Source organism: Luteimonas sp. A537 (genome assembly GCF_054052065.1).
In genome coordinates this window covers 481,662-504,581 of record NZ_JBSVRH010000002.1, presented here as the reverse complement: position 1 = coordinate 504,581, position 22,920 = coordinate 481,662, and the positions used below count along the sequence as shown (strand labels likewise).

16 protein-coding genes are annotated in these 22,920 nt (G+C 70.6%); 5 read left to right on the top strand and 11 right to left on the bottom strand.

The window, feature by feature from the left end:
* The first annotated feature begins 64 nt into the window (after window positions 1-64).
* Window positions 65-1,690, top strand: coding sequence for an acyl-CoA dehydrogenase family protein (locus ACW7GZ_RS06235; RefSeq protein ID WP_457008422.1), 1,626 nt, complete (start codon window positions 65-67; stop codon window positions 1,688-1,690).
* Between the two features lie 224 nt (window positions 1,691-1,914).
* Here the strand turns inward: ACW7GZ_RS06235 and ACW7GZ_RS06230 are convergent, their stop codons facing one another.
* The 4 genes from ACW7GZ_RS06230 to ACW7GZ_RS06215 are packed head-to-tail and all read right to left on the bottom strand — an operon-like array spanning window position 1,915 to window position 6,064.
* Window positions 1,915-3,744 carry an ABC transporter transmembrane domain-containing protein gene (locus ACW7GZ_RS06230; RefSeq protein ID WP_457008420.1) on the bottom strand — a complete coding sequence of 610 codons (1,830 nt, stop codon included), beginning with the start codon at window positions 3,742-3,744 and terminating at the stop codon, window positions 1,915-1,917.
* A 27-nt stretch (window positions 3,745-3,771) separates the two neighbouring features.
* Window positions 3,772-4,356, bottom strand: a complete 585-nt coding sequence (locus tag ACW7GZ_RS06225) for an IMPACT family protein (protein ID WP_457008418.1) — start codon at window positions 4,354-4,356, stop codon at window positions 3,772-3,774.
* Window positions 4,353-5,447 (bottom strand): hypothetical protein, encoded by a 1,095-nt coding sequence (locus ACW7GZ_RS06220; protein WP_457008416.1) that lies wholly within the window; start codon window positions 5,445-5,447, stop codon window positions 4,353-4,355. Before ACW7GZ_RS06220 ends, ACW7GZ_RS06225 begins: the two co-directional genes overlap by 4 nt.
* Window positions 5,444-6,064 carry an RNA polymerase sigma factor gene (locus ACW7GZ_RS06215; protein ID WP_457003188.1) on the bottom strand — a complete coding sequence of 207 codons (621 nt, stop codon included), beginning with the start codon at window positions 6,062-6,064 and terminating at the stop codon, window positions 5,444-5,446. Before ACW7GZ_RS06215 ends, ACW7GZ_RS06220 begins: the two co-directional genes overlap by 4 nt.
* Before the next feature lie 171 nt (window positions 6,065-6,235).
* On the opposite strand from ACW7GZ_RS06215, the gene ACW7GZ_RS06210 reads away from it, so the two are divergent.
* Window positions 6,236-9,127 carry an EAL domain-containing protein gene (locus ACW7GZ_RS06210; RefSeq protein WP_457003189.1) on the top strand — a complete coding sequence of 964 codons (2,892 nt, stop codon included), beginning with the start codon at window positions 6,236-6,238 and terminating at the stop codon, window positions 9,125-9,127.
* 24 nt (window positions 9,128-9,151) lie between these two features.
* Here the strand turns inward: ACW7GZ_RS06210 and ACW7GZ_RS06205 are convergent, their stop codons facing one another.
* The 5 genes from ACW7GZ_RS06205 to ACW7GZ_RS06185 form a co-directional block, all read right to left on the bottom strand.
* Entirely contained in the window at window positions 9,152-10,945 is a 1,794-nt protein-coding gene (locus ACW7GZ_RS06205) for a vWA domain-containing protein (protein ID WP_457008414.1), read from the bottom strand.
* 268 nt (window positions 10,946-11,213) lie between these two features.
* Window positions 11,214-12,818 (bottom strand): aldehyde dehydrogenase family protein, encoded by a 1,605-nt coding sequence (locus ACW7GZ_RS06200; protein ID WP_457003193.1) that lies wholly within the window; start codon window positions 12,816-12,818, stop codon window positions 11,214-11,216.
* 35 nt (window positions 12,819-12,853) lie between these two features.
* Window positions 12,854-14,500 carry an acetolactate synthase large subunit gene (locus ACW7GZ_RS06195; RefSeq protein ID WP_457003195.1) on the bottom strand — a complete coding sequence of 549 codons (1,647 nt, stop codon included), beginning with the start codon at window positions 14,498-14,500 and terminating at the stop codon, window positions 12,854-12,856.
* Window positions 14,501-14,741: 241 nt separating this feature from the next.
* On the bottom strand, window positions 14,742-16,079 hold the full coding sequence (gene xseA / locus ACW7GZ_RS06190; protein WP_457008623.1) for an exodeoxyribonuclease VII large subunit: 1,338 nt from the start codon (window positions 16,077-16,079) through the stop codon (window positions 14,742-14,744).
* Window positions 16,080-16,242: 163 nt separating this feature from the next.
* The gene (locus ACW7GZ_RS06185; RefSeq protein ID WP_457008412.1) at window positions 16,243-16,542 is read right to left on the bottom strand and encodes a DUF2218 domain-containing protein; all 300 of its coding nucleotides are present in this window, start codon (window positions 16,540-16,542) and stop codon (window positions 16,243-16,245) included.
* Window positions 16,543-16,625: 83 nt separating this feature from the next.
* Here ACW7GZ_RS06185 and ispG point away from each other — a divergent pair, with 83 nt between their 5' ends.
* Both ispG and ACW7GZ_RS06175 read left to right on the top strand, forming a co-directional pair.
* Complete coding sequence (ispG, locus tag ACW7GZ_RS06180; RefSeq protein WP_457008410.1) at window positions 16,626-17,918, top strand: flavodoxin-dependent (E)-4-hydroxy-3-methylbut-2-enyl-diphosphate synthase; 1,293 nt, start codon at window positions 16,626-16,628, stop codon at window positions 17,916-17,918.
* Window positions 17,919-17,934: 16 nt separating this feature from the next.
* Entirely contained in the window at window positions 17,935-18,600 is a 666-nt protein-coding gene (locus tag ACW7GZ_RS06175; RefSeq protein WP_456965927.1) for a phosphatase PAP2 family protein, read from the top strand.
* Between the two features lie 36 nt (window positions 18,601-18,636).
* On the opposite strand, the gene ACW7GZ_RS06170 is transcribed toward ACW7GZ_RS06175, so the two are convergent.
* Window positions 18,637-19,179, bottom strand: coding sequence for a hypothetical protein (locus ACW7GZ_RS06170; protein ID WP_457008408.1), 543 nt, complete (start codon window positions 19,177-19,179; stop codon window positions 18,637-18,639).
* A gap of 46 nt (window positions 19,180-19,225) precedes the next feature.
* Complete coding sequence (locus ACW7GZ_RS06165) at window positions 19,226-20,080, bottom strand: diguanylate cyclase (protein ID WP_456965929.1); 855 nt, start codon at window positions 20,078-20,080, stop codon at window positions 19,226-19,228.
* 117 nt (window positions 20,081-20,197) lie between these two features.
* On the opposite strand from ACW7GZ_RS06165, the gene ACW7GZ_RS06160 reads away from it, so the two are divergent.
* On the top strand, window positions 20,198-22,909 hold the full coding sequence (locus ACW7GZ_RS06160; protein WP_457008406.1) for a protein kinase domain-containing protein: 2,712 nt from the start codon (window positions 20,198-20,200) through the stop codon (window positions 22,907-22,909).
* The last annotated feature ends 11 nt before the right edge of the window (window positions 22,910-22,920 follow it).

Here is a 22,920-nt window from a genome sequence, read left to right as displayed (position 1 = left end):
ATCGCGGCTATAGCCGCTTCCACAGGGTGCTAACGTTCGCGATGGACCCGCCGGGAGCTGTGCGATGAAGCCATTCCAGACGCACAAGGTCGTCAATCAGCCGCCGCCGTTCACGTCGCGCGACCTTTGGCATGACGATGTCGCGCTGCGCGAGGCGCTGGCCCGCGAAGGTGGCCAGGCGTTCGCCAATGAGGTTGCGACCTACGGCGCGCTCGCCGGCGGCGAGCTGCTGGCGCTTTCGCACGACGCACATCGCGACCGCCCACGACTGCTCACGCACGACGCCACCGGGCACCGCATCGACCGCGTCGAATTCCACCCCTCCTACCACCGCGTGATGGAGACCGCGATCGCGCACGGCGTCGCCGGGCTGTCGTGGGCGCGGCCGGAACCCGGCGCACACGTCGCGCGCGCGGCGCTGGCCTACCTGCACTACCAGGCCGAACCCGGCAGCAGCTGTCCGCTGACCATGACCCACGCCGCGATGCCCGTGCTGCGCCAGGCGCCCGCGCTGCGCGAGTGGGCCGACAAGGTCGCCGCCTGCCGCTACGACGTGCGCGACGTGGCGATCGGCGACAAGCCAGGCGTCACGCTCGGCATGGGCATGACCGAAAAGCAGGGCGGCAGCGACGTGCGTGCCAACGCGACCATCGCCACGCCCAGCGGTGAGGGCGGCGATGCCTACACCCTGGTCGGCCACAAATGGTTCATGTCGGCGCCGATGTCCGACGGCTTCCTGGTGCTGGCGCAGGCGCCCGGCGGCCTGACCTGCCTGCTGATGCCGCGCAGGCTGCCCGACGGCAAACGCAACGCCTTCACCCTGATGCGCCTGAAGGACAAGCTCGGCGACTGGTCGAATGCCTCCAGCGAAGTCGAGTTCCAGGATGCGCTGGCGTGGCGTGTCGGCGACGAGGGCCGCGGCGTGGCGACCATCCTGCAGATGGTGATGCTGACGCGGCTGGACTGCATGTTGGGCTCCGCCGGCTGCATGCGCATGGCGCTGGCGCAGGCGGTCCACCACACACGCCACCGCAGCGCCTTCGGGCGGCCGCTGTCGGCGCAGCCGCTGATGCGCAACGTGCTGGCCGACATCGCGATCGAGACCGAAGCCGCGCTGGCGCTGTCAATGCGCGTGGCGCGCGCGGTCGACGCCGCGGAACGCGATCCTGCCGAAGCCGCGTTCGCACGCATCGCCACCGCCATCGGTAAGTACTGGATCTGCCGCCGTACGCCCGCGGTGGTGAACGAGGCGCAGGAGTGCCTGGGCGGCGCCGGCTACATCGAGGAGTCGCTCCTGCCGCGGCTGTACCGGCAGGCGCCGCTGAACTCCATCTGGGAAGGCAGCGGCAACATCCAGTGCCTGGACGTGCTGCGCGCGCTGAAGCGCGAGCCGGCGGCCGCGAACGCGCTGCGCGCCGAGATCGAAGCCGCGCGCGGAATGCATCCTGCGCTAGATGCCGTGGCCGCAACGCTTGAAGACCTGCTCGGCGCCGCGGATGAGGCGGGATCAAGGATGCTGGTCGAACGCCTGGCGCTGGCGCTGCAGGCCTCGGTGCTGCTGCGCGCCGGTAGCCCGGTGGCTGAAGATTTCTGCCGCAGCCGCCTGGGATGCGAGCATGGTCTGGCGTTGGGAACGCTGCCGGTCGGGGTTGGCCATGGCGAGGTCATTGCGCGGGCGTTACCTGGTTGAAAAGCCTTTTTTGCCACGGATTTACGCGGATCAGAGCGGATTTACGCGGATAGAGCGGAAAAATCGATGGCAGAGGTGAAGCGGCCGGGAAGATTCGGCTGTTGCAGGAGCAGCCACAGCTGCGACGTCGTTGTACGGATCGCGGCTATAGCCGCTCCCACAGGGTGCGGGATGCCGTTGTGCGGATCGCAGCTATAGCTGCTCCTGCAGATGGGTTTGCCGGCCTATGGCGCAGAGGCGGGCGCGGCGTCGAGGAACTGCAGGCGCGCAAGTTCGGCATACAGCCCACCCTGCGCCAGCAGTTCGGAGTGCGTGCCCTCGGCGACGATGCGGCCGTGGTCCATCACCACGATTCGGTCGGCGCGCAGCACGGTGGCCAGGCGGTGGGCGACCACGATCGTGGTGCGACCTTCCATCAGGCGCTCGAGTGCGTGCTGCACCGCGCGCTCGCTTTGCGCGTCGAGCGCGGAGGTGGCCTCGTCCAGCAGCAGTACCGGTGCGTCGCGCAGCAGGGCGCGGGCGATGGCCACGCGCTGCTGCTGGCCGCCGGACAGGCGGGCGCCACGCTCGCCCAGCTCGGAGGCATAGCCTTCGGGCAGCTCGGCGATGAACTCGTGCGCTTCGGCGGCGCGCGCGGCCGCTTCGACCTCGGCGTCGGTCGCATCCAGGCGGCCGTAGCGGATGTTGTCAGCGGCGCTGGCGGCGAAGATCGTCGGCCGCTGCGGCACCAGGGCCATGGCCTCGCGCAGGGCGGTGGGTTCGAGTTCGCGCAGGTCAATGCCATCGAGCGAGACGCTGCCCGACTGTGGATCGCGGAAGCGTTGCAGCAGCGAGAACACGGTGCTCTTGCCGGCGCCTGAGGGGCCGACCAGGGCCACGGTTTCGCCAGGCGCGACTTCAAGCGTGAAGCCTTCCAACGCCGCTGCGTCGGGTCGGGTGGGGTAGTGGAATACGACGTCGCGCATCGCCACCGCGCCGCGCACCGGCTGCGGCAGCGTCTTCGGCGCGGCAGGTGCCACCACGGCGGCCTCTTCATCCAGCAGTTCGCCGATCCGGCCCATGCCGCCGGCCGCCTTCTGCAGCTCGTTCCAGACTTCGGCAAGCGCGCCCACCGAGCCCGCGCCGAACATCGCGTACAGCACGAACTGCCCCAGCGTGCCCGCGCTCATGCGGCCGTCGGCGACGTCGTGAGCGCCCAGCCACAGCACCAGGGTGATGGCGCCGAAAATCACCGAGATCGCGACCGCGGTCACCAGCGCCTGCACGCCGATGCGCTTGCGCGCCACCGCCACCGCGGTCGCCACGGCCGTGCCGAAGCGGCCGCGCTCATGGTTTTCACGGGCATGCGACTGCACGGTGTCGACGGCGCCCAGGGTCTCGGTGGCCAGGGCGTTGGCGTCGGCCACGCGGTCCTGGCTCTGGCGCGAGATCTTCTGCAGGCGGCGCCCGCCGAGCACCAGCGGCAGCACCGCCAGCGGGATCCCGACCAGCGTCCAGGCTGCCAGCCGGGGGCTGGTCACCATCAGCATGGCCACGCTGCCGAGCACCATCACCACGCTGCGCAGGGCCACCGACATGCTGGTCGCGACCACGCCGCGCAGCAGCTCGGTATCGGCGGTCAGGCGCGAGACCAGCTCGCCGGTGCGGCTGCGTTCGTAGAAGGACTGGTCCAGGCCCATGAGGTGGCTGAACAGCTGCGTGCGCAGGTCGGCGACCACGCGCTCGCCGAGCAGGGAGACGAAGAAGAAGCGCGCCGCGGTGGCGATGGCCAGCGCCAGCGTCACCAGGAACAGCAGCACGAACGCGGCATCGATGCCGGCACCGCTGGCGAAGCCGTCGTCGATCATGCGCCGCACCGCCAGCGGCAGGCTCAGGGTCGCGGTGCTGGATGCCAGCAGGGCGAGCAGCCATGCCGCCAGCAGGGCCCTGTGTCGGCCGAGGAACGGCCACAGCGGCCGCAGGGTCGACAGCGGGACCCTGGTCTTGCCGGTGGAATCGTCTTCGCGCGCGCCTTGCGCAGGGGGCGGTGTGGGAGTGTTCGCGAACTGGGCCATCCGGCCATTGTCGCCGATGCCCCGGGCCTATGGGTCGCTTACGCGTGCGCGATCGCGCGTGGCGTCGCGCAGGTGGCCGACCAGGTCCGCCAGGCGGCTGGCCGGCAGGCGCAGGCGGAAGTGGACGCCGTCGACGGCGAAGTCCTCGCTCAGCTTTTCTGCATCGAATGCAGGCAGCGCGGCGTGTACCGCAGCGAGGTCGGCGAAGGGGCAGGTGACCTCGACTTCGGCCATCTCCACCACTTCGCGCCGCTCGGCGGTGCGCAGGCATTCGGCCGCGGTGCCTCCGTAGGCGCGCACCAGGCCGCCTGCGCCGAGCTTGATGCCGCCGTACCAGCGCGTGACCACCACCACCACGCCATCGAGGCCCTGGCCGTCGATCGCGGCCAGGATCGGGCGGCCGGCGGTACCGGCGGGTTCGCCGTCGTCGCTGGAGCGGTAGGCGCTGCCAAGGCGCCAGGCCCAGCAGTTGTGGGTGGCGTCGGGCACCGAAATCGCGGCGATGAAGGCCGCGGCGGCGTCGACATCCTCCACCGGCATCGCGTTGGCCAGGAAGCGGCTGTGCTTGATCACGAGTTCGTGCGCGGCGGCCGCGGCCAGCGTGGTGCTCATTCTTCCAGCAGGGAGCGCAGCCCCTCGGGCAGCGGGGCGTCGGGGTGGCGGCGGCGGAACTCGGCGAAGCTTTCGCGTGCCTCGTAATAGCGTTCGGCGGCGACCAGCTCGCGGATCCGGGCCAGCCAGGCTTCGCGCACGGCGGGTGAGTCCACCGAGGCCGGTGGCGTGTCGTCCAGCGGCTGGTCGAACCAGTCCTCGACGTGGTCGTGGTCTTCAGCCATGTCCGCGGACTGCGTGGCGGCGGCTTCCGGCCGGGCTGCGGAATCGGCCGGGGGTGGCAGCACGAGCATCGACGCGGGTCGTTGCGGCGAGGGGGCTGGTGGGGCCGGGGGCGCAGGCGGTGCGGGCGGCGGAGCGGCTGCCGGCGTGTCCATGGGCGAGGGTGCGTCGAAGACCACGGGTGGCGCTTCGCGGCGTTCTACCCGTGCTTTCAGCGCTTCCGATGCGGCGTCGGGGCGCGATGATGCCGCTGCGCGGCGCGCCTGTCCTGCGGCGGCGGCATCGCGGGCATCGACCGCGGCCGATGTCGTTTCAATTCGGGAAGGAACGGCAGGGCGTGGAGCGGCGGATGGTTCGAGTGGAGGCGCAGCCGGTTCCGAGGCCGGCATCGCCTCGCTGGCCGCATCCTGCGCGGCCGTGCGCGCTCGTGCAGCCTCCGCCGGTGATGGGGCGGCTTCCGGCACGGAACGGATCGACGCTGCGGGCGCTTCGGTTTCAACCGTCATTACGGGCGGCTCCAGCGATGACCTCATCTGCCACGCCACGCCGACCGCGATCACCAGGGTCGCGGCCAGCGCGCCACCGCGCAGCCAGGCGGGACTGCGCCGCCGGCGGTGATGCCCGGCGCCTGACGTCGACGTCGTTGCCGTTGCCGTTGCTGTCGCGGCCGTCGTTCCCGATCGCACCGTTTCGGCCGCCACGTCCGCTGCCTGCGCAGTCATCCTATCGCCTGCAGCCTCGCGCGCAGCCGCCAGGATGGTCGCGTCCAGCCCTGCCGACGGACCTCGCGTCGACGCCGTCTGCGCCAGCGCATCGGCCAGCTCGCGCTCGGTCGGCTGCAGCGGGTCGGGGCCGGTCGGGCGCGTCATCGTCCTTCCTCCTGCGCGGTGGCAGCGGCCGGCGGGGCCAGGGCCGCGCGCAGCTTGTCCATGGCGTAGCGCAGGCGCGACTTCACCGTTTCACGGCCAACGCCGGTGATCTCGCCGATTTCCTCAAGGCTGAGCTCCTGCTCCAGGCGCAGCAGCACCACCTCGCGCTGCTCGTCGGGCAGGGTGTCGAGGGCCTGCTGCAGCTCACGGCGGCGCTCGAAGGCATCCATCTGAAGCTCCGGGCTGTCCGGGTCTTCGACCCGCAGCGTGCGCTCCTCGGCGTCGACGGGCGCCGGCGGGCGATACTGCCGGGCGCGCCAATGGTCGGCCACCAGGTTGCGTGCGATCCGGTACAGCCAGGATGCGAACGCGGTCTCCGGGCGCCAGTCGCGGCCGGCTGCCACCACCCGCTGCCAGGTGTCCTGGAAGACCTCGTCGGCCAGGCCGGGGTCGCGCAGCTGGCGCCGCAGGAAGCGGTACAGGCGCTCACGGTGGCGCGCATACAGGGTTTCGAACGCGCCGATGTCGCCCTGCGCCCAGGCCAGCATCAGCGCATCGTCGTCGGCCGCGTCGCTGGCATCGACGTGGCCATGTCCCCGTGAGGCGTCCATCGGCATGAGGTTAAGCCCTGGGCGACATCGCGGGAAGTCCGTGCGCGGGCCGGGTCCAGCGGGCATGATGGCAGCCGTGCCCGCGGGGGGTGGGCTCGCGGTCTTGCCGTCGCTCGGCGCATACGCCGTTTTCCTCATGGTGCTTGACTGGAGAAGAGGGCGTCGCAGGTGCAGGTCATGCTGGACATAGCGCTCACATCGCCGCCGCGCGAGGTCGACTTGGCCGCGCTTGCGGGCATGCTTGCGCAATCGCTGCCCACCGGCTCCGGCGTGGTCGTGTGCTGGGACGACGAGCGGCTGGGGCAGGGTTCCTCGGAGGTCGAGGGCGTGCCGGGCCAGCTCAGGGCCCATGCGGCCGCCCTCATGGCCGGCAAGCCCGCCGTGGGCGGGTCCAGGGGCGCGATGATCGATGAATGCTGGAACGAAGGCGAGGCGCGCGTCGCCATTGCCGCACGCCTGCCGGAGCCGCTGACGCCGTCCTCGCGCGATGCCTGGCGCGCGCTGGCGCGGCGCCTGGTCTCGGCCACCATCGCCTCGGCCCAGGCCGAGGCCCGGATCGAGTCCCTGCGCAAGTCGGAACGGCTGCAGCAGAGCCTGTACGAGATCGCCGACCTCGCCGGATCGGGCCTTGAGATGGCCGAGGTGCTCAAGCGCATCCACGGCATCGTTGGCGGCCTGATGTCGGCCGCGAATTTCTACATCGTCCTGTATGACGATGTGCGCGACACCATGCGTTTCCTGTACTTCGCCGACAGGCTGGATCCCTGGCTTGCCGATGCCAGCATCGAGACGCCGATCGCGACGATGCCCAACAGCCTGACCGTGGCCCTGCTGCGCCACGGACATCCGCTGCGTGGGGCCACGGAGCGGATCCGCAAGCAGCTGGCCGTCGATCTCGACCTGGCCCACGGCCCGGATGCCGCGGACTGGCTGGGCGTGCCGATGCGCCGCGAGGGCCGGGTCAGCGGGGCGATCGTGGTCCAGAGCTACGACCAGCCGGACTGCTACACCGACGAAGACCGCGCGCTGCTCGAGTTCGTGGCCCAGCACATCCTGACCGCGCTGGACCGCAAGCACGCCCAGGCCGAGCTGGAGCGCCGGGTGGATGCGCGCACGCGCGAACTGCAGCAGGCCAACCAGGTGCTGCAGGCGGAAATCATCGAACGCCAGCGCGCCGAGCGCCTGCAGCGCGCGCTGTTCCGGATCAGCGAACTGTCGTTCACCGCCGAAAGCATGGAAGGCTTCTATGGCGACCTGCACGCGGTGGTCGGCGAGCTGCTGTATGCGCGCAACTTCTACATCGCGATGGTGTCGGGCGATGGTGGCCGGATCGAGTTCCCGTACTCGGTGGACGAGCGCGACATCGTGCGCCGGCCGCGGCGGATGATCCACGGGCTGAGCGAATACGTGATCAACAGCGGGCGTGCGTTGCTCGCCGATCGCGAAGTGATCATGCGGCTGGAGTCCTCCGGCGAGCTCCGCCACCACGGCACGCTGGCGCACTGCTGGCTCGGCGTGCCGCTGCTGCGCGACGGCATCGCGGTGGGCGTGATCGCGGTGCAGAGCTATTCGCAGGACATCGCCTTCACGGTGCAGGACCAGAAGCTCTTGACCTTCGTCGCCCACCACATCGGCGGCGCGCTGGCGCGCAAGCGTTCGCAGGACCACCTCAAGGCGGCCCACGCCGAACTCGAGCACCGGGTCGATGCGCGCACGCGCGAGCTGGAGGACACCAACCGCGAGCTGCGCGCGCAGGTCTCCGAGCGCATGCGCGCCGAAGAGCGCCTGATCCACCAGGCACGACACGACCACCTCACCGGGCTGCCCAACCGCATCCACCTGCTCGACCGGCTCGACGCTGCCATCGCCGAAACCCGCACGCAGGCGCGCGGGCCGTTCGCGGTGCTGTTCCTCGACCTCGACCGCTTCAAGCTGGTCAACGACAGCGTCGGCCACGCGGCCGGTGACGAGATGCTGGTCGAAGCGGGGCGTCGGATCGCGCGGATGCTGCGCGAGGACGACGTGGTCGCGCGCCTTGGCGGCGACGAGTTCGCGGTCATGCTCGCCCACGCCGGCGACGAATCGGTGGCGGAGGCCGTGGCGGCGCGGATCCTCGCCGAGCTGGGCCGCCCGATGTGGGTCGCCGGCCGCGAACTGTTCCCCTCGGCCTCGGTGGGCATCGCCATGTGGCAGCCGCGCTACCACCACGGCGAGGACCTGCTGCGCGACGCCGACGCCGCGATGTACCGCGCCAAGGCCCGCGGGCGCGACCGCAGCGAATTGTTCGACGAAGAGATGCGCGCCGAGGCCACGCGCCTGCTGGACCTCGAGGCCGACCTCAGGCGCGCGATCCTTGCCGATGACTTCGAGCCCTGGTTCCAGCCGATCATCGATCTTGATACCGGCCAGGTGGTTGGCCACGAAGCGCTGCTGCGCTGGAACCACGAGCTGCGTGGCCCGCTGCCGCCGGGGGAGTTCATCGGCGTGGGCGAGGACAGCGGCCTGATCGAGCAGGTCGACTGGCTGGTGTACCGGCGCGCGTTCGCGTGGATGGCGCAGCACCGCGAGGGCTATGTGTCGATCAACGTGTCGCCGCGGCACTTCCACTCCGACAACTTCGCCGAGCGCCTGCTGCAGATGCTCGAGGACAGCGGCGCGGAACCGGCGCGGCTGCGCATCGAGATCACCGAGGTGGCGCTGCTGGACGACGCCCCGCGCGCGCTGCGCATGCTCGAGACGTTGCGCGCACGCGGCATCCTTGCGCTGCTCGACGACTTCGGCACCGGCTTCTCGGCACTGTCCTACCTGCACCGGTTCCCGATCCACGCGTTGAAGATCGACCAGAGCTTCGTCGCCGGCCTGGACGATGCCATGCATCCCGAAAGCCTGGCACTGGTGCGCGCGATCCTGGCCCTGGCCGGCACGCTCGGTATCGACACCATCGGCGAAGGCGTGGAGACCGAAGGGCAGGCGGCGGTCCTGCGCCAGCTCGGCTGCACCATGGGCCAGGGCTTCCTGTTCGGGCAACCGAAGCCCGCGGCCGCCGCCGGGAGCCGCGGCGCGGCCTGAGCGGCGGCGGGGCGCGGGCATCGATCAGCCGCCGGTGTGACCGTGGGTGTCGCGGCCCTCGTCGCGGCCGCCGTCATCGCGGCCATGTTCGCGATCACTGTCGCCGCGGGTGACCGCGCGCCCGGCCTCGACCAGTTCGGCGAATTCCGCGCGCAGGCCCCAGCGGTCGTCGCCACGGCTGCCGCGTGCGCTGGCCGAGATCGCGTCCCAGTCCCAGACGCCGAGGTTGTGGCCGCCGCGCAGGGCATCGGCGAAGGCGGCGACGGTGGCGGCGAAGCGCAGTGAAGGGCCGGCCTGGGCACGGATGTCCTCGCGGCGCAGGGGCACTTCGATCAGGCGGCTGGTGTCGCTGTCGGGCTGCTTGTAGCGCAGGCGCAGGTGGGCCAGTTCGCTAGTACGGGCCTTGGCCTGCGAATCGCTTGCGCCGTAGCGCAGCGGCGGCAGGCGTTCGGCGCCGGAGCCGGCAAGCGCGATCTCGTACAGCGCGGTCACCTCGTGTCCGGCGCCGATGTCGCCTGCGTCAACGCGGTCGTTGGCGAAGTCCTCTTCGCGCAGCATGCGGTTTGCGTAGCCGACCAGCCGATATTCGGCGACGACGGCCGGGTTGAACTCGACCTGCACCTTGACGTCGCGGGCGATGGTCAGGAGCGTCGAGGACATCTCTTCCACCAGCACCTTGCGCGCCTCCAGCAGGGTGTCGATGTAGGCGTGGTTGCCGTCGCCGGCATCGGCCAGGCGCTCGGCCATGGCGTCGTTGTAGTTGCCGGTGCCGAAGCCGAGCGTGGTCAGGGCGATGCCGGACGTGCGCTGGTCGGCGACCAGGGCCTCGAGCGAGCCGCGTTCGATGGTGCCGACGTTGAAGTCGCCGTCGGTGGCCAGGATCACGCGGTTGGCGCCGCCTTCGACATAGCCCTGGCGCGCCATGGCGTAGGCCAGCGTGATGCCGGCGCCGCCGTTGGTGCTACCGCCGGCCTGCAGGCGCTCGAGCGCGGCCAGGATCTCGCCCTTGCGGTCGCCCGGGGTTGGCGGCAGCACCAGGCCGGCGGAACCCGCATAGGCCACGATCGAGACCTTGTCCTGCGCGCGCAACTGGTCGGTGAGCGCCGCGAACGCCTGGCGCAGCAGCGGCAGCTTGTCGGGCGAATGCATCGAGCCCGAGGTGTCGACCAGGAACACCAGGTTGGCCGGTGGCAGTTCGGCTTTGGACACGTCATAGCCCTTGATGCCGACCATCAGCAGGTGCCGCGCCGGATCCCAGGGCGCGGGCGCGATTTCGGTGGTGACGCGGAACGGCACCTCGCGCGTGGCGGGTGCCGGATGGCCATGGCTGAAGTAGTTGATGAACTCCTCCGCGCGCACCGAATCCGGCGGCGGGCGCACGCCCATGCGCAGCATGCGGCGCACGTTGCTGTAGCTGCCGGTATCGACGTCGACGGAGAAGGTCGATACCGGATGCTCGGAGGCGCGGCGCACGGGGTTGTCCTCGACCTCGGCGTATTCCTCGGTGTTGGCGGGTTCGGCCGGCCAGGGGCGCGGCGGGGGCATCACCTGGTGACCGGGGTGGAACGGTGAGGCGGCGTGGAGCTTTCGCACCTGTGCGCCGGCGGCGCGATCCGCCTGCACGGACATGGCGGTGGTTTCAAGGGCCATCGTGGTGGATGGCGCGGGCGGTGCGGGCGGTGGCGCGTGCATCGGCGCGTGCGGCGTGGACGGATCCGGCGCGCGGGCGTCGAGGGTGTCGACGGTGTGCTGCGAGGTCTGGCAGGCGGCGAGCAGCAGGCTGGCCGCGAGCGTGGCGGTGAAGGCGAGGCGGTTCATGGGCGGGACTCCGTCGTTGGGCAGGAGCGACAACGCGCCGCGGCGCGGATCGGGGTTCCCGCGGTTCCACGTCTCGCCCCTACCTGTAGGAGCAGCTATAGCTGCGGCCGCTCTTCCACGGCGCTTGCCGCTAAACAGCAATCGCGGCTATAGCCGCTCCCACAACGGCTTGGATGGTCTCGGCTATGGCCTTTTCTTCCACCACGACCGGTACGGTCGCAGCTGTAGCTGCTCCTGCAAATCGGGGCGGTCGCAGCTGTAGCTGCTCTTACAACGGCGCGGGGTGGTCGCGGATGACGAGCAGGCGCGGTTCGGTCATGTCCTCGATGGCGCTCTTCACGCCTTCGCGGCCGAGGCCGGAGTCGCGCACGCCGCCGTAGGGCATGTTGTCGACGCGGAAGCTCGGCACGTCGCCCACCACCACGCCGCCAACGTCCAGCCGGTCCCAGGCGCGCATCGCGTGCGCGAGGCTGGCAGTGAACACGCCGGCCTGCAGGCCGAAATCACTGTCGTTGGCGCGCGCCAGGGCGTCGTCGAAATCGTCGAACGATTCCATGCATGCCACCGGCCCGAACGCCTCCTTGCGGTACAGGTCGGCATCGCGCGGCACGCCTTCCAGCAATGCCGCCGGATGCATGTTGCCCTCGCGCCCGCCGCCGGCGACCAGCTTCGCGCCGGCCTTGCGCGCGTCGCGGATCCACTGCTCGACGCGCGTTGCCGCGGCCTCGTCGATCATCGGGCCGACGAAGGTCCGCTCGTTGCGCGGGTCGCCGGTGCGCAGCTTCGCGACCGCAGCCTTGAGCTTGCGGCGCAAGGCGGGATAGACGTCGGCATGGGCGATGATGCGCTGCACGCTGATGCAGCTCTGGCCCGACTGGTAATAGGCGCCGGAGACCAGACGCTCGACCACATGGTCGAGATCGACGCCGGGGTCGGCGTCGACGATGCAGGCGGCGTTGCCGCCGAGCTCCAGGGTCACTTTCTTCTTGCCCGCGCGCGCCTTCAGCTCCCAGCCGACCAGGCCACCGGTGAAGCTCAGCAGGGCGATGCGCTCGTCCTCCACCAGCTGCGCCGCGTCGTCGTTGCTGCAGGGCAGGACCGAGAACGCGCCCTTGGGCAGGTCAGTCTCGGCCAGCACCTCGGCGATGATCAGTGCGCCGATCGGGGTTTTCGCCGCCGGCTTGAGCACGAAGGGACAGCCGGCCGCGATCGCCGGCGCGACCTTGTGCGCGACCAGGTTGAGCGGGAAGTTGAACGGCGTGATGAAGCTGCATGCACCGATCGGCACGCGTTTGACCATGCCGCGGTAGCCGCGGGTGCGCTCGGACAGCTGCAGCTCAAGCACCTCGCCGCCGATGCGCGTGGCTTCGCCGGCGGCTATGCGGAAGGTGTCGACCAGGCGCTCGACCTCGCCGCGGGCGTCGCTGATCGGCTTGCCGGCCTCGATGCACAGCGCCAGCGCAAGCTCTTCCGCACGTTCGCCGAACCGGCGGACGCAGTGTTCGAGCACGTCGCGGCGCGCATCGGGCGGGAACGCGGCCATCGCCGGGCGCGCCTTGTGCGCTGCCACGATCGCCTTGCGCACGGCGCCGGCATCGGCGAATGCGACCCGCGTGGCGACCTTGCCGCTGTACTTGTCCAGCACGTCCAGGTCGGTGTTGGCCGCGACCGGCCGGTTGGCCAGGTAATAGGGGTAGCTGGCGGCAAGTCCGTCACGCTTGCCGGATGTGCCCGATGTGCCGGACTTGCCGGGCGTGGCAGTACCGCCGGCTTTGCCAGCCTTGCCGGACTTGTTGGTCTTGCCGGTCTTTCCCGAAGTGCCGGTTGTCCCGGCTGCCGGGCTTCCTGCATTCGTCTTCTTCTGCCTGGGCATGGTTGCTGTCCTCCTCGAATCCTTGTGCCGGTCGCTCACTCCACCGCTGCGCTGAGCCGCGGGATCTCCTCGTTCAACAGCCAGTCGTCGTCGCTGTAATCGATCGGCACGTCGATCAGGTCGATGCCGGGGCTTGCCAGCGCCTTCCGCAGCAGCGGCAGGAATTCATCGGCCGATGCGGGGCGGTGGCCGCGCGCGCCGTAGCTCTCCGCGTATTTCACGAAATCCGGATTGCCGAGGTCCATGCCGAAGTTCGGATAGTCCTCGTGCGCCTGCTTCCACTTGATCATGCCGTAGGCGTCGTCGCGCAGCACCAGCACCACCAGGTCCAGGCCAAGGCGGACCGCGGTCTCCATCTCCTGCGAGTTCATCATGAAGCCGCCGTCGCCACACACCGCCACCACCTTGCGCCCGGGATGCACGATGGCCGCGGCGATCGCCGAAGGCAGGCCGGCGCCCATCGTTGCCAGCGCGTTGTCCAGCAGCAGGGTGTTCGGCCGTCGGCAGCGGTGGTTGCGCGCGAACCAGAGCTTGTAGAGGCCGTTGTCGAGGCAGGTGATGTCGTCGGGACCGAGCGCCTGCGCCAGGTCGGCGACGATGCGCTGGCTGATCATGGGGAAGCGCCCGTCGTCACTGCGCTCCTGCAGCTGCTCGCACAGCGCCGCGCGCACGCGATCGAAGAAGGCGAAATCCCAGTGGGCCTGCGGCTCGACGGCCTCGGACAGGCGCCAGACCGCATCGGCGATGTCGCCGACCACCTCGACCTGCGGGAAGTACACGGCATCGACCGCGGCGCCGTCGTAGTTGACGTGGATCACCGTGCGCCGGCCCTCGCGCATGAAAAACGGCGGCTTCTCGATGACGTCGTGGCCGATGTTGACGATGCAGTCGGCGGCGTCGATCGCGCGGTGCACATAGTCGTGGTCGGACAGCGCCGCGGTGCCGATCCACAGCGGGTCGGTTTCATCCAGCACGCCCTTGCCCATCTGGGTGCTGAAGAATGGGATGCCGAGCCGGTCGACGAAGGTGCGCAGCGCGCGCGCGGTGGTCTTGCGGTTGGCGCCGGCGCCGATCATCAGCAGTGGATGGCGGGCGGCGCGGATCGCTTCGGCGGCGTGGGCGATCGCCTTGTGCTCGGCCACCGGCCGGCGCGAGTACGACTTCGCGATCGGTACCGCATCGGTCGGGTCCCCGGCAACGTCCTGCGGCAGCTCCAGGTGGGTGGCGCCGGGGCGCTCTTCCTCCGCGCGCCGGAAGGCTTCGCGCACGCGTGCCGGGATGCTGTCGGCGGACACCAGCTGGCGCGTGTACTTGGTCAGCGGGCGCAGGGTGCCGACCATGTCGATGATCTGGAAATGGCCCTGGCGGCTGCTGCGGATCGGTTTCTGGCCAGTGATCATCAGCATCGGCATCGCACCCAGCTGGGCGTAGGCCGCCGCGGTGACCAGGTTGGTGGCCCCGGGTCCGAGCGTGCTCAGGCAGACGCCGGCGCGGCCGGTGAGCCGGCCGCAGGTCGCGGCCATGAAGCCCGCGGCCTGCTCGTGGCGGGTCAGCACCAGGCGGATGCCCGAAGTGCGCAGTGACTCGAGCAGGTCGAGGTTCTCCTCGCCCGGAATGCCGAACACATACTCCACGCCTTCGGCCTGGAGCGCGGCGACGAACAGATCAGACGCCTTGGCCATGGGGGTGCTGCCTCCTTCGACTGCCATCGGTGCAGGCAGTATGGAAGCCGAGACGTTAGCAACAGGCGAGCATGCACCCCGCCCGCCACCTGACGACCATCGCCAACAGCTGCAGCCATCGCCATCGACAGTAGGAGCAGCTATAGCTGCGATCGCTCTACGACGATGGATACCGCCACGCAGCGATCGCGGCTATAGCCGCTCCCACAACAGCGGGCCGTGGTCGCTCGCGCGGCAGGAGTCAGGCGTCGCCGGGCTCCACCCGCAGGCGCAGCTGGCCGTCGCCCACGCGCGCGGACAGGTGGTCGCCGGGCGCGGCGTCGCGCATGCCGCGGACCACTCGGCCATCCTCGTGCTGGAGGATGGCGTAGCCGCGCGCCACGGTGGCCAGCGGGCTGACGGCTTCCAGCGAGCGCGCGATGCCGCGCAATCGCAGCGCGTCGTTCTGCAGCCTGCGCGCGACGGCAGCTTGCGGGCGCGGTGCAAGCATGGCCAGGCGCTCGCGGAGCATGGCGAGCCGACGATCGGGCCGCGTTGCACGCAGCACGGCGTCGGCGTGGCGCAGCCGCGCGCGCAGCCCCGCCTCGTGCGTCTGCCAGGCCGCGTGCAGCCGGCGCAGCGCCTGTTGCTGGCGTTCGCCCAGCGCCTGCAGCCGCGCCTGCGGCCGCAGCGCCTGCAGCCGCAGCGAAGCGCGATCGGCACGCTGCATCCGGTCGCGCATGCGCTGCAAATGCAGTGCCTCGAGGCGCTGGTGCAGCCCGCGCACGCGGGTGCCGACGTCGACTGCGTTGGGCACCAGCAGCTCCGCCGCCACCGAGGGCGTGGGCGCGCGCAGGTCGGCGGCGAAGTCGGCCAGGGTGAAGTCGGTCTCATGCCCGATGGCCGACACCACCGGCACCGGCGACGCCGCGATCGCGCGCGCCAGGGCTTCGTCGTTGAACGCCCACAGGTCCTCCAGCGAGCCGCCGCCGCGGGCCAGCACCAGCACGTCGTAGCGACCGCTGGCCCCGGCGCGATCGAGCATGGCGCGGACCTGCGCCGCCGCCGCATCGCCCTGCACCGGCACCGGAAGCACCTCGACCTCGACCAGCGGGAATCGCCGCGCCAGCACGCTCAGGACGTCGCGCACCGCCGCGCCCGACGGTGACGTGATGATGCCAAGCCGCCGCGGATACGCCGGCAGCAGGCGCTTGCGGGCGTCATCGAACAGGCCCTCGGCCTGCAGCCTCGCCTTCAGTTCGTCGAATGCCCGGCGCAGCGCGCCCTCTCCGGCCTCCTCCAGCGAGTCCAGGATCAGCTGGTAGTCGCCGCGTGCTTCGTACAGGGTCAGGCGCCCGCGGGCCAGCACTTTCAGTCCGTCGCGCGGCTGGAACTTCAGCCACTGGCTCTTGGGCTTGAACAGGGCGCAGCGCACCTGCGCGCGGGCGTCCTTGAGGGTGAAGTACATGTGCCCGGAGGCCGGGCGCGAGACGTTGCCGAGCTCGCCTTCCACCAGCACCACCGGAAACGCGTCTTCCAGCAGGCTGCGCGCCAGCGCGTTGAGCTGGCTGGGATTTAGGACGTTGTCGTTGGGCGGCATCGGCATGCGCTCAGGATACCGGGGCGCGGGCGCAGGGTCCGCAGGGTCCGCAGGGTCCGCAGGGTCCGCAGGGTCCGCGGAACGGCGAATTGGTGGGTACTCCGTGAACAGGTCAGCTGGGCGGCCCCTGAATGTTCACTACGCACCACCCTCCGCCCCCGCCTCAGCCGCGGTCGCTGTCCAGCTGCCAAGTGATCTCGAGGGTCTCATCGCGCGCCATGCGCTCGAGATGGGAAGCGACGACCTCCTGGAACTGCGCCAGCTTTGCCGCGTCGGGTGCCGTGACCCGGGCCTTGAGGGTGTCCGCAGTGGCGGCGAGATCGGTGCTGGTGCCGGCGTCGAACACCACGCGCGCGCTGGTTTCGTCGAATTCGACCTCGAGCTTGTGGGCCCAATGGGTGCACAGGCGCTTGATCAGGCGGCTGCCGTCGGCGGTGGCGATGTGGGCGGTGGAAGAGGGCATGGAGGTTCCTCGGGTGGGCGTGGTCATGAACTGGGGACGACCGGAAACCGAACAACCGCCGCGCCAGGGACTAAAATGGAACGATGAACGCCATCCCCAGCACCGCACACACCGGTACATCCCAGAGCCTCCAGGAATGGGCGTTCGGCCCCTCGCCGCGCCGCGCCACGCGCCAGGTGCTGGTCGGCCGGATCACCGTGGGCGGCGATGCGCCGGTCGTGGTGCAGTCGATGACCAATACCGACACCGCCGACGTCGCTTCGACCGTGAAGCAGGTGGCCGAACTCTGGCGCGCCGGTTCGGAGCTGGTGCGGGTGACGGTGAACAACCCCGAATCGGCGGCGGCGGTGCCGCGCATCGTCGACAAGCTGGCGATGATGGGCATCGAAGTGCCGATCATCGGCGACTTCCACTACAACGGGCACCAGTTGCTCGGCGGCGAGCCCGCCTGCGCCGAGGCGCTGGCCAAGTACCGCATCAATCCGGGCAACGTGGGTTTCGGAAGGAAGAAGGACCTGCAGTTCGCGCAGCTGATCGAGTTCGCGATGCGGTATGGCAAGCCGGTGCGCATCGGTGCCAACTGGGGCTCGCTGGACCAGTCGCTGGCGACCGCGCTGATGGACGAAAACGCCGCGCTGGCGGAGCCGCGCGACGCCGGCCGCGTGCTCCGCGAGGCGCTGATCCGTTCGGCGATCGATTCCGCGGAGCGTGCGGTGGAGCTTGGCCTGCCGCGCGAGCGGATCATCCTCTCGGCCAAGGTCAGCGGCGTGCAGGAGCTGGTGGCGGTGTATCGCGACCTGGCGATGCGCAGCGATTTCGCCCTGCACCTCGGGCTCACCGAGGCCGGCATCGGCAGCAAGGGCATCGTCGCGTCCAGCGCGGCGCTGGCGGTGCTGATGCAGGAAGGCATCGGCGACACCATCCGCATCTCGCTCACGCCCGATCCGGGCGCGTCGCGCACCCAGGAAGTGATCGTGGCCCAGGAGCTGCTGCAGACCATGGGCCTGCGCGCGTTCACGCCGATGGTCACCGCCTGCCCGGGCTGTGGCCGCACCACGTCCGAGTTCTTCCAGGAGCTGGCCAAGGTGGTGCAGGAGCACGTGCGCGCGAAGATGCCGGAGTGGAAGATCACGCGGCCGGGCGCCGAGCATATGACGCTGGCGGTGATGGGCTGCATCGTCAACGGCCCGGGCGAGTCGCGCCATGCCGACATCGGCATCTCGCTGCCGGGCACGGGCGAGGCACCGGCGGCGCCGGTGTTCATCGATGGCCAGAAGGCCGTGACCCTGCGCGGTGACAACATCGCCGCCGAATTCGTAGGCCTCATCGACACCTACGTCGACCAGCGGTATGGCCGGGCCGCGCACGCCGGCTGAGGCCGTCGGGAACCTGATGTCGGAAGCCCGCTTCGGCGCCGGCTTCCTGCAGCGCCACGGTTGGCGCCTGGTACTGGTGTTCGCCGGCCTGCTGCTGCCGCTCTGGGGATTCGCCGAACTGGCCGACGAGGTGCTGGAGGGCGAACCGTTCGCCTTCGACGAGCCGATCCTGCTGTTCGCGCACGGACTGGCGCGCGAAGGGTTCGATCGCGTGTTCCTGCTGGCTTCGAAGCTGGGCTACGAGTGGGGCGTGGTCCCCGTGGACATCCTGCTGGTGCTGGGCCTGGCCTTGGCCGGGCGGCGTCGTGACGGCCTGTTCGCGGGCGTCTCCCTGGCGGGCTCCGGCCTGCTGAATGTCGCCGCCAAGCAGGCCTTCGCGCGCGACCGCCCCACGCTGTGGGAATCGATCGCGCCCGAGCACAACTTCAGCTTTCCCAGTGGCCACGCCATGGGCTCGATGACGCTGGCGATGGTGCTGGTGCTGCTGTGCTGGCAGACGCGTTGGCGCTGGCCGGTGCTGGCCGCGATGTTGGTCTTCGTGCCACTGGTCGGGTTCTCGCGGGTCTATCTGGGCGTGCACTACCCGTCGGATATCCTCGCGGGATGGGCCGCGGCGATGGCATGGACGGCTGCGGCGTGGGTGCTGGTCTGCCACCGCTGGCGACGCCCCCCGCGGGAGTAGCCGGCATGCCGCGGCGGCGTGCCGGCCCGCTGGCCGCTACTCGCCCACCGGCTCCGGATAGACGTCGCTGATCCAGCCGATTTCCACGCCCTGCGGCAGCGAGCAGTTGAGGTTCGGGAATTCGAAGCCGTCCGGGAACTCGGGGGCGCTCCAGTTCAGGACAGCCTCGCCCCCTGGGGCGATCGTGGCCGATTTCGGGAAGTACGTGGGCGTGAGCCGGTTCAGCAGGCCGTTGACGAGCGTGCAGTTCACGGTTGCCGCCGCAGCGCCGCGGTTGACGAAGATAGCGGTCACCGAGGTGCGCTCGTAATTGAACATGTTGTTGGCTTCCAGCGAGCACCCGACGAATGCACCCGTCGTGCCTTCGTTCGCGATGGCAAGCGGCCGCTTGCGCAGCGCGCCTTCGAAGCTTGGCAGGGAGCCTTGGCAGACATTGACGGCTGCGCGGATCTGGTAGCGCGTGATGTCGGCGGCGAGTGCGTCGCCGGTGCTGGCGAGGAGCAGAGCGGCGGAGAACAGGGTGGTGACAGAAGCAAGCTGCATGAATCCGATTCCTTGTGGCTGACGGGTCAGGAACATAAACGTGCAAGCCCTGCCGCGCAGGACATTCACGCCCGCGGCGAACTCAGGCGCTCACGCGCGTCCGGTTGCGGCCCTCGGCCTTGGCGCGGTACAGCGCAGCGTCGGCCGCGGCCATCAGGCTGGCGCGCGTGGCGCGTGCCGCCGACACCGTGGCGATGCCGATGCTCACCGTGACCTGCCGCGGGTCGCCGCCCGGGGAAAACCGGGTCGCGGCCACGGCCAGGCGCAGGCGCTCGGCGAATGCCTCCGCGGCCGCGGTATCGCTTTCGCACAGGAGCACTGCGAACTCCTCGCCGCCGATGCGCCCGGCGATATCGCCGTCGCGCACATGGGCACGCACCACCGCGGCCAGCCGGCGCAGCACCTCGTCGCCCTCGATATGGCCGTAGTGGTCGTTCACCGGCTTGAACAGGTCGACGTCGATGATGCACAGCGCCAGCAGGCGGCCATGGCGCACCGATCGCGCGATTTCCTTGTCGGCCAGCTCGCAGAAGTGGCGGCGGTTGAACAGCTCGCTGAGGGCATCGTGCGTGGCGAGCTGGTAGATCTCTTCGTGGTAGCGGGCTTCGACGCTGGTCTGGCTGATGAACTTGAGGATGCTCTCGCCGACGGTGACGTGGTCGCCGTCGACCAGCCCGCACTCGTCGATGCGCTGGTCGTTGACCTGCACCGGGTTGGTCGCACCGAGGTCGCGGATGCGATATGCGTCGCCTTCGCGCCACACCCGGCAGTGCTCCCGGGACACGCTCTTGTGGCTGATGGAGAGGTCGGCGTCGTGGGAGCGACCGATGAGCACCGGCGCATCCTCCACGTCGACGCGCCGGCCCAGGCCTTCGCCATGGATGACCACCAGGCACGCCGTGCGCGGCGCAGGCCGCGTGGGCCCTGCGCTGATCATGGTGCGTTGCGTGGTCTCGTCCGCCATCGACGGCGTCCCCTCTCGTGAGCGCGCAAGTGTAGCCGCCCGCACGCAGGCGGGCACCCGCGGTAGCATGGGCAGAAGGGGGAAAACAGCATGATCCAGGGCGTTGACGAGGATCCGGACCGCACCGAACTGCTGGCCACGCGCGCCTCCGGCGCCGTCGTGGTCGACGCCGCGGCCTTGCCGCCGGGCGCCCGCATCGGGCGATACCGGGTGGTGGAGCTGCTCGGTCGCGGCGGCATGGGCGAGGTGTACCGCGCGGAGCAGCTGGAGCCGGTGCGCCGCACGGTGGCGCTCAAGCTGATGCGCGGCCGGCGGCTCGAGGCGCGGCACCTGGCGTATTTCGAGGTCGAGCGGCAGATGTTGGCGCAGATGCGCCACCCCGCGATCGCGCAGGTCTTCGACGCCGACACCACGCCCGACGGCCAGCCCTATTTCGCGATGGAGTTCATCGCCGGAAGTGCGCTCACCGATTACTGCGAAGCAAAGCAGCTGCCGCTCGCGGAGCGCTTGCGCCTGCTGGTCGGCATCTGCGAAGGCGTGCAGCACGCGCACCAGAAGGGCGTGGTGCATCGCGACCTGAAGCCGGCCAACCTGCTGGTGGACGAGGTCGACGGCCGGCCCATGCCGAAGATCATCGATTTCGGCATCGCCACCGCGGCGGCGGGCGCCGGGGTCGCGGGCCGGGAAGTCGCGGGCACGCCGGACTACATGAGCCCCGAGCAGGCGGCCGGCGACCAGGCACGCGTGGACACGCGCAGCGACGTCTACTCGCTGGGCGTGGTGCTGTTCGAACTCTTGACCGGCCAGCGCCCGACGCTTGCCGGCGAAACCGTGGCCGGCACCGCGCACACGCAGCGCCTGCCTTCGCATCAGCTCGCGACGCTACCTCCGGTCGAAGGCAAGCGCCTGGCGCGCGGGCAGGGCGTGAGCGTGCCGCGGATGCGCCGCCTGCTCCGCCATGAGCTGGACTGGGTGGTCGCGCGCGCGATGGCGCATGACCGCGGCGACCGCTACGCGTCGGCCTCGGCCCTGGCCGACGATCTCCGCCGCTTCCTCGATGGCCGTGCGCTGGCCGCGGTGCCGGCCTCGCGCCGCTACGTGGCCGGGAAATTCATCCGCAGGCATCGCGCGGGCATTGCGGCGGCCTCGGTGGCCGCGGTGGCGCTCGTCGCCGGCCTGGCGATGTCGGTGCACGGCCTGGTGCAGGCGCGTACGCAGCGCGCCATCGCCGAAGAGCGGAGCGCGCAGCTGGAAACCGTGGCCGCGTTCCAGCAGTCCATGCTCGAGGACGTCGACATCGAGGCCATGGGCGGTGCGCTGGCCGCCGGGCTGCGCGAGCAGCTGGAACGCGCCGGGCCCGATGCAGCCACGGCGCTGGACGCGGTGCTGTTCCATGCCGATACCACCGACATCGCGCGGGGCCTGGTTGACGGCAACATCCTGGCCCGCGCCGAGGACGCCATCGCGCGTGATTTCGCCGGACAGCCGCTGCTCGAAGCCGACCTGACCGAATCGGTCGCCGGGGTGCGCAAGGCCCTGGGCCTGGAGGCGGCGGCGGCGCGCAGCTACGCCCGGGCCGCGGCGATCCGCGCGCGTGAACTCGGTCCGGGCGCGCCGGCCACCCTGGCTGCCCGCCGCGAACAGGCGGAGTCGCTGCGGGCGTCAGGCGAGTTCGAGGCTGCGCGCACGGTCATCGACGACGCGCTGGCACTGGCGGCGATGCTGCCGGCCGGTGATCCGCTCCGGCTGAAAATCGAGCAGACCGATGCGGACGTCCTGGCTTCGATGGGCGATCGCCCAGGGGCCCGGAGTCGGCTGGAAGCGCTGCACGTTCGCGCAGTCGCCGCACTCGGGGCCGAGGCGCCCGAGTCCACCTCGATCCTGGGCGGACTCGCGGTGCTGCAGGCACGGATGGGCGACCCACAGTCCGGACTGGCATCGATGGAGCAGTTGCTGGCGATCCATGAGCGCGTGTCCGGACCCGAAGCGCCGCAGACGGCCAACGCCCTCCACAACATCGCCCCGATGCGCATGATGACCGGGGACCCCGAAGGCGCGATCGAACTGCAACGCCGGGTCGTCGAACTGCGCACGCGGCAGCTCGGCGCGGAACATGCCACGACCCTTGGCGCGCGAGAGAACCTGGTCGCGTTCCTCGCCGACGCGGGGGAGTTCGAGGCGTCGCTCAGGCTGGGCGAGGAGGTGATCGCGGCGCTGGAGCGCGCGCATGGTCCCGGCCATCGGGCCACGCTGCGCGCCAAGGTCAACCGGTCGACCGCACTCGCGCGCATCGGTGATCACGAGGGCGCGCTCGCCCTGCAGGCGGAGGTGCTGGACGCGCGGACGCGGCTGTATGGGGCAGGGCATCCGGACACGGTCTTCATCGCGATCAACCGGGCGGGCACGCTGCTGCAGTCGGGTCGACCGGAGGAATCGTTGGCGACCGTCGCACCCCTGGCGCCACTGGCGCGGGAAGTCCTGGGTGCCCGCCATCCCCAGGCGCAGGCGGCGCTGCAGATCCTGGGTGAAGCCCAGGCGGAGACCGGCAGCCACGCGGCGGCCGCGACGACGTTCGCGCGGCTGCTGGCCGACCGGCGCGAGTCGCTCGGTGGCGACCACCACGTGACGATCGGGACCGCGGCGCAGCTGGCCGACGCACTGGATGCCGTCGGGCGCGTCGACGAGGCCGCGGCGGTGCGCAGGGAACTGGTCGCGCCGCTGCTGGCCGCCGACCCCGAGGGACTGTCGCCGCCGCTGCGCAAGCTGGCCGAGGACTTGGCCGACCCCGGGCGCCGCGGCTGACTACGCGGCGA

Coding starts and splice junctions, on each gene's coding strand:
- ACW7GZ_RS06235 (WP_457008422.1), top strand. CDS start 65: ATGAAGCCATTCCAGACGCACAAGGTCGTCAATCAGCCGCCGCCGTTC.
- ACW7GZ_RS06230 (WP_457008420.1), bottom strand. CDS start 3,744: ATGGCCCAGTTCGCGAACACTCCCACACCGCCCCCTGCGCAAGGCGCG.
- ACW7GZ_RS06225 (WP_457008418.1), bottom strand. CDS start 4,356: ATGAGCACCACGCTGGCCGCGGCCGCCGCGCACGAACTCGTGATCAAG.
- ACW7GZ_RS06220 (WP_457008416.1), bottom strand. CDS start 5,447: ATGACGCGCCCGACCGGCCCCGACCCGCTGCAGCCGACCGAGCGCGAG.
- ACW7GZ_RS06215 (WP_457003188.1), bottom strand. CDS start 6,064: ATGCCGATGGACGCCTCACGGGGACATGGCCACGTCGATGCCAGCGAC.
- ACW7GZ_RS06210 (WP_457003189.1), top strand. CDS start 6,236: ATGCTGGACATAGCGCTCACATCGCCGCCGCGCGAGGTCGACTTGGCC.
- ACW7GZ_RS06205 (WP_457008414.1), bottom strand. CDS start 10,945: ATGAACCGCCTCGCCTTCACCGCCACGCTCGCGGCCAGCCTGCTGCTC.
- ACW7GZ_RS06200 (WP_457003193.1), bottom strand. CDS start 12,818: ATGCCCAGGCAGAAGAAGACGAATGCAGGAAGCCCGGCAGCCGGGACA.
- ACW7GZ_RS06195 (WP_457003195.1), bottom strand. CDS start 14,500: ATGGCCAAGGCGTCTGATCTGTTCGTCGCCGCGCTCCAGGCCGAAGGC.
- xseA (WP_457008623.1), bottom strand. CDS start 16,079: ATGCCGCCCAACGACAACGTCCTAAATCCCAGCCAGCTCAACGCGCTG.
- ACW7GZ_RS06185 (WP_457008412.1), bottom strand. CDS start 16,542: ATGCCCTCTTCCACCGCCCACATCGCCACCGCCGACGGCAGCCGCCTG.
- ispG (WP_457008410.1), top strand. CDS start 16,626: ATGAACGCCATCCCCAGCACCGCACACACCGGTACATCCCAGAGCCTC.
- ACW7GZ_RS06175 (WP_456965927.1), top strand. CDS start 17,935: ATGTCGGAAGCCCGCTTCGGCGCCGGCTTCCTGCAGCGCCACGGTTGG.
- ACW7GZ_RS06170 (WP_457008408.1), bottom strand. CDS start 19,179: ATGTTCCTGACCCGTCAGCCACAAGGAATCGGATTCATGCAGCTTGCT.
- ACW7GZ_RS06165 (WP_456965929.1), bottom strand. CDS start 20,080: ATGATCAGCGCAGGGCCCACGCGGCCTGCGCCGCGCACGGCGTGCCTG.
- ACW7GZ_RS06160 (WP_457008406.1), top strand. CDS start 20,198: ATGATCCAGGGCGTTGACGAGGATCCGGACCGCACCGAACTGCTGGCC.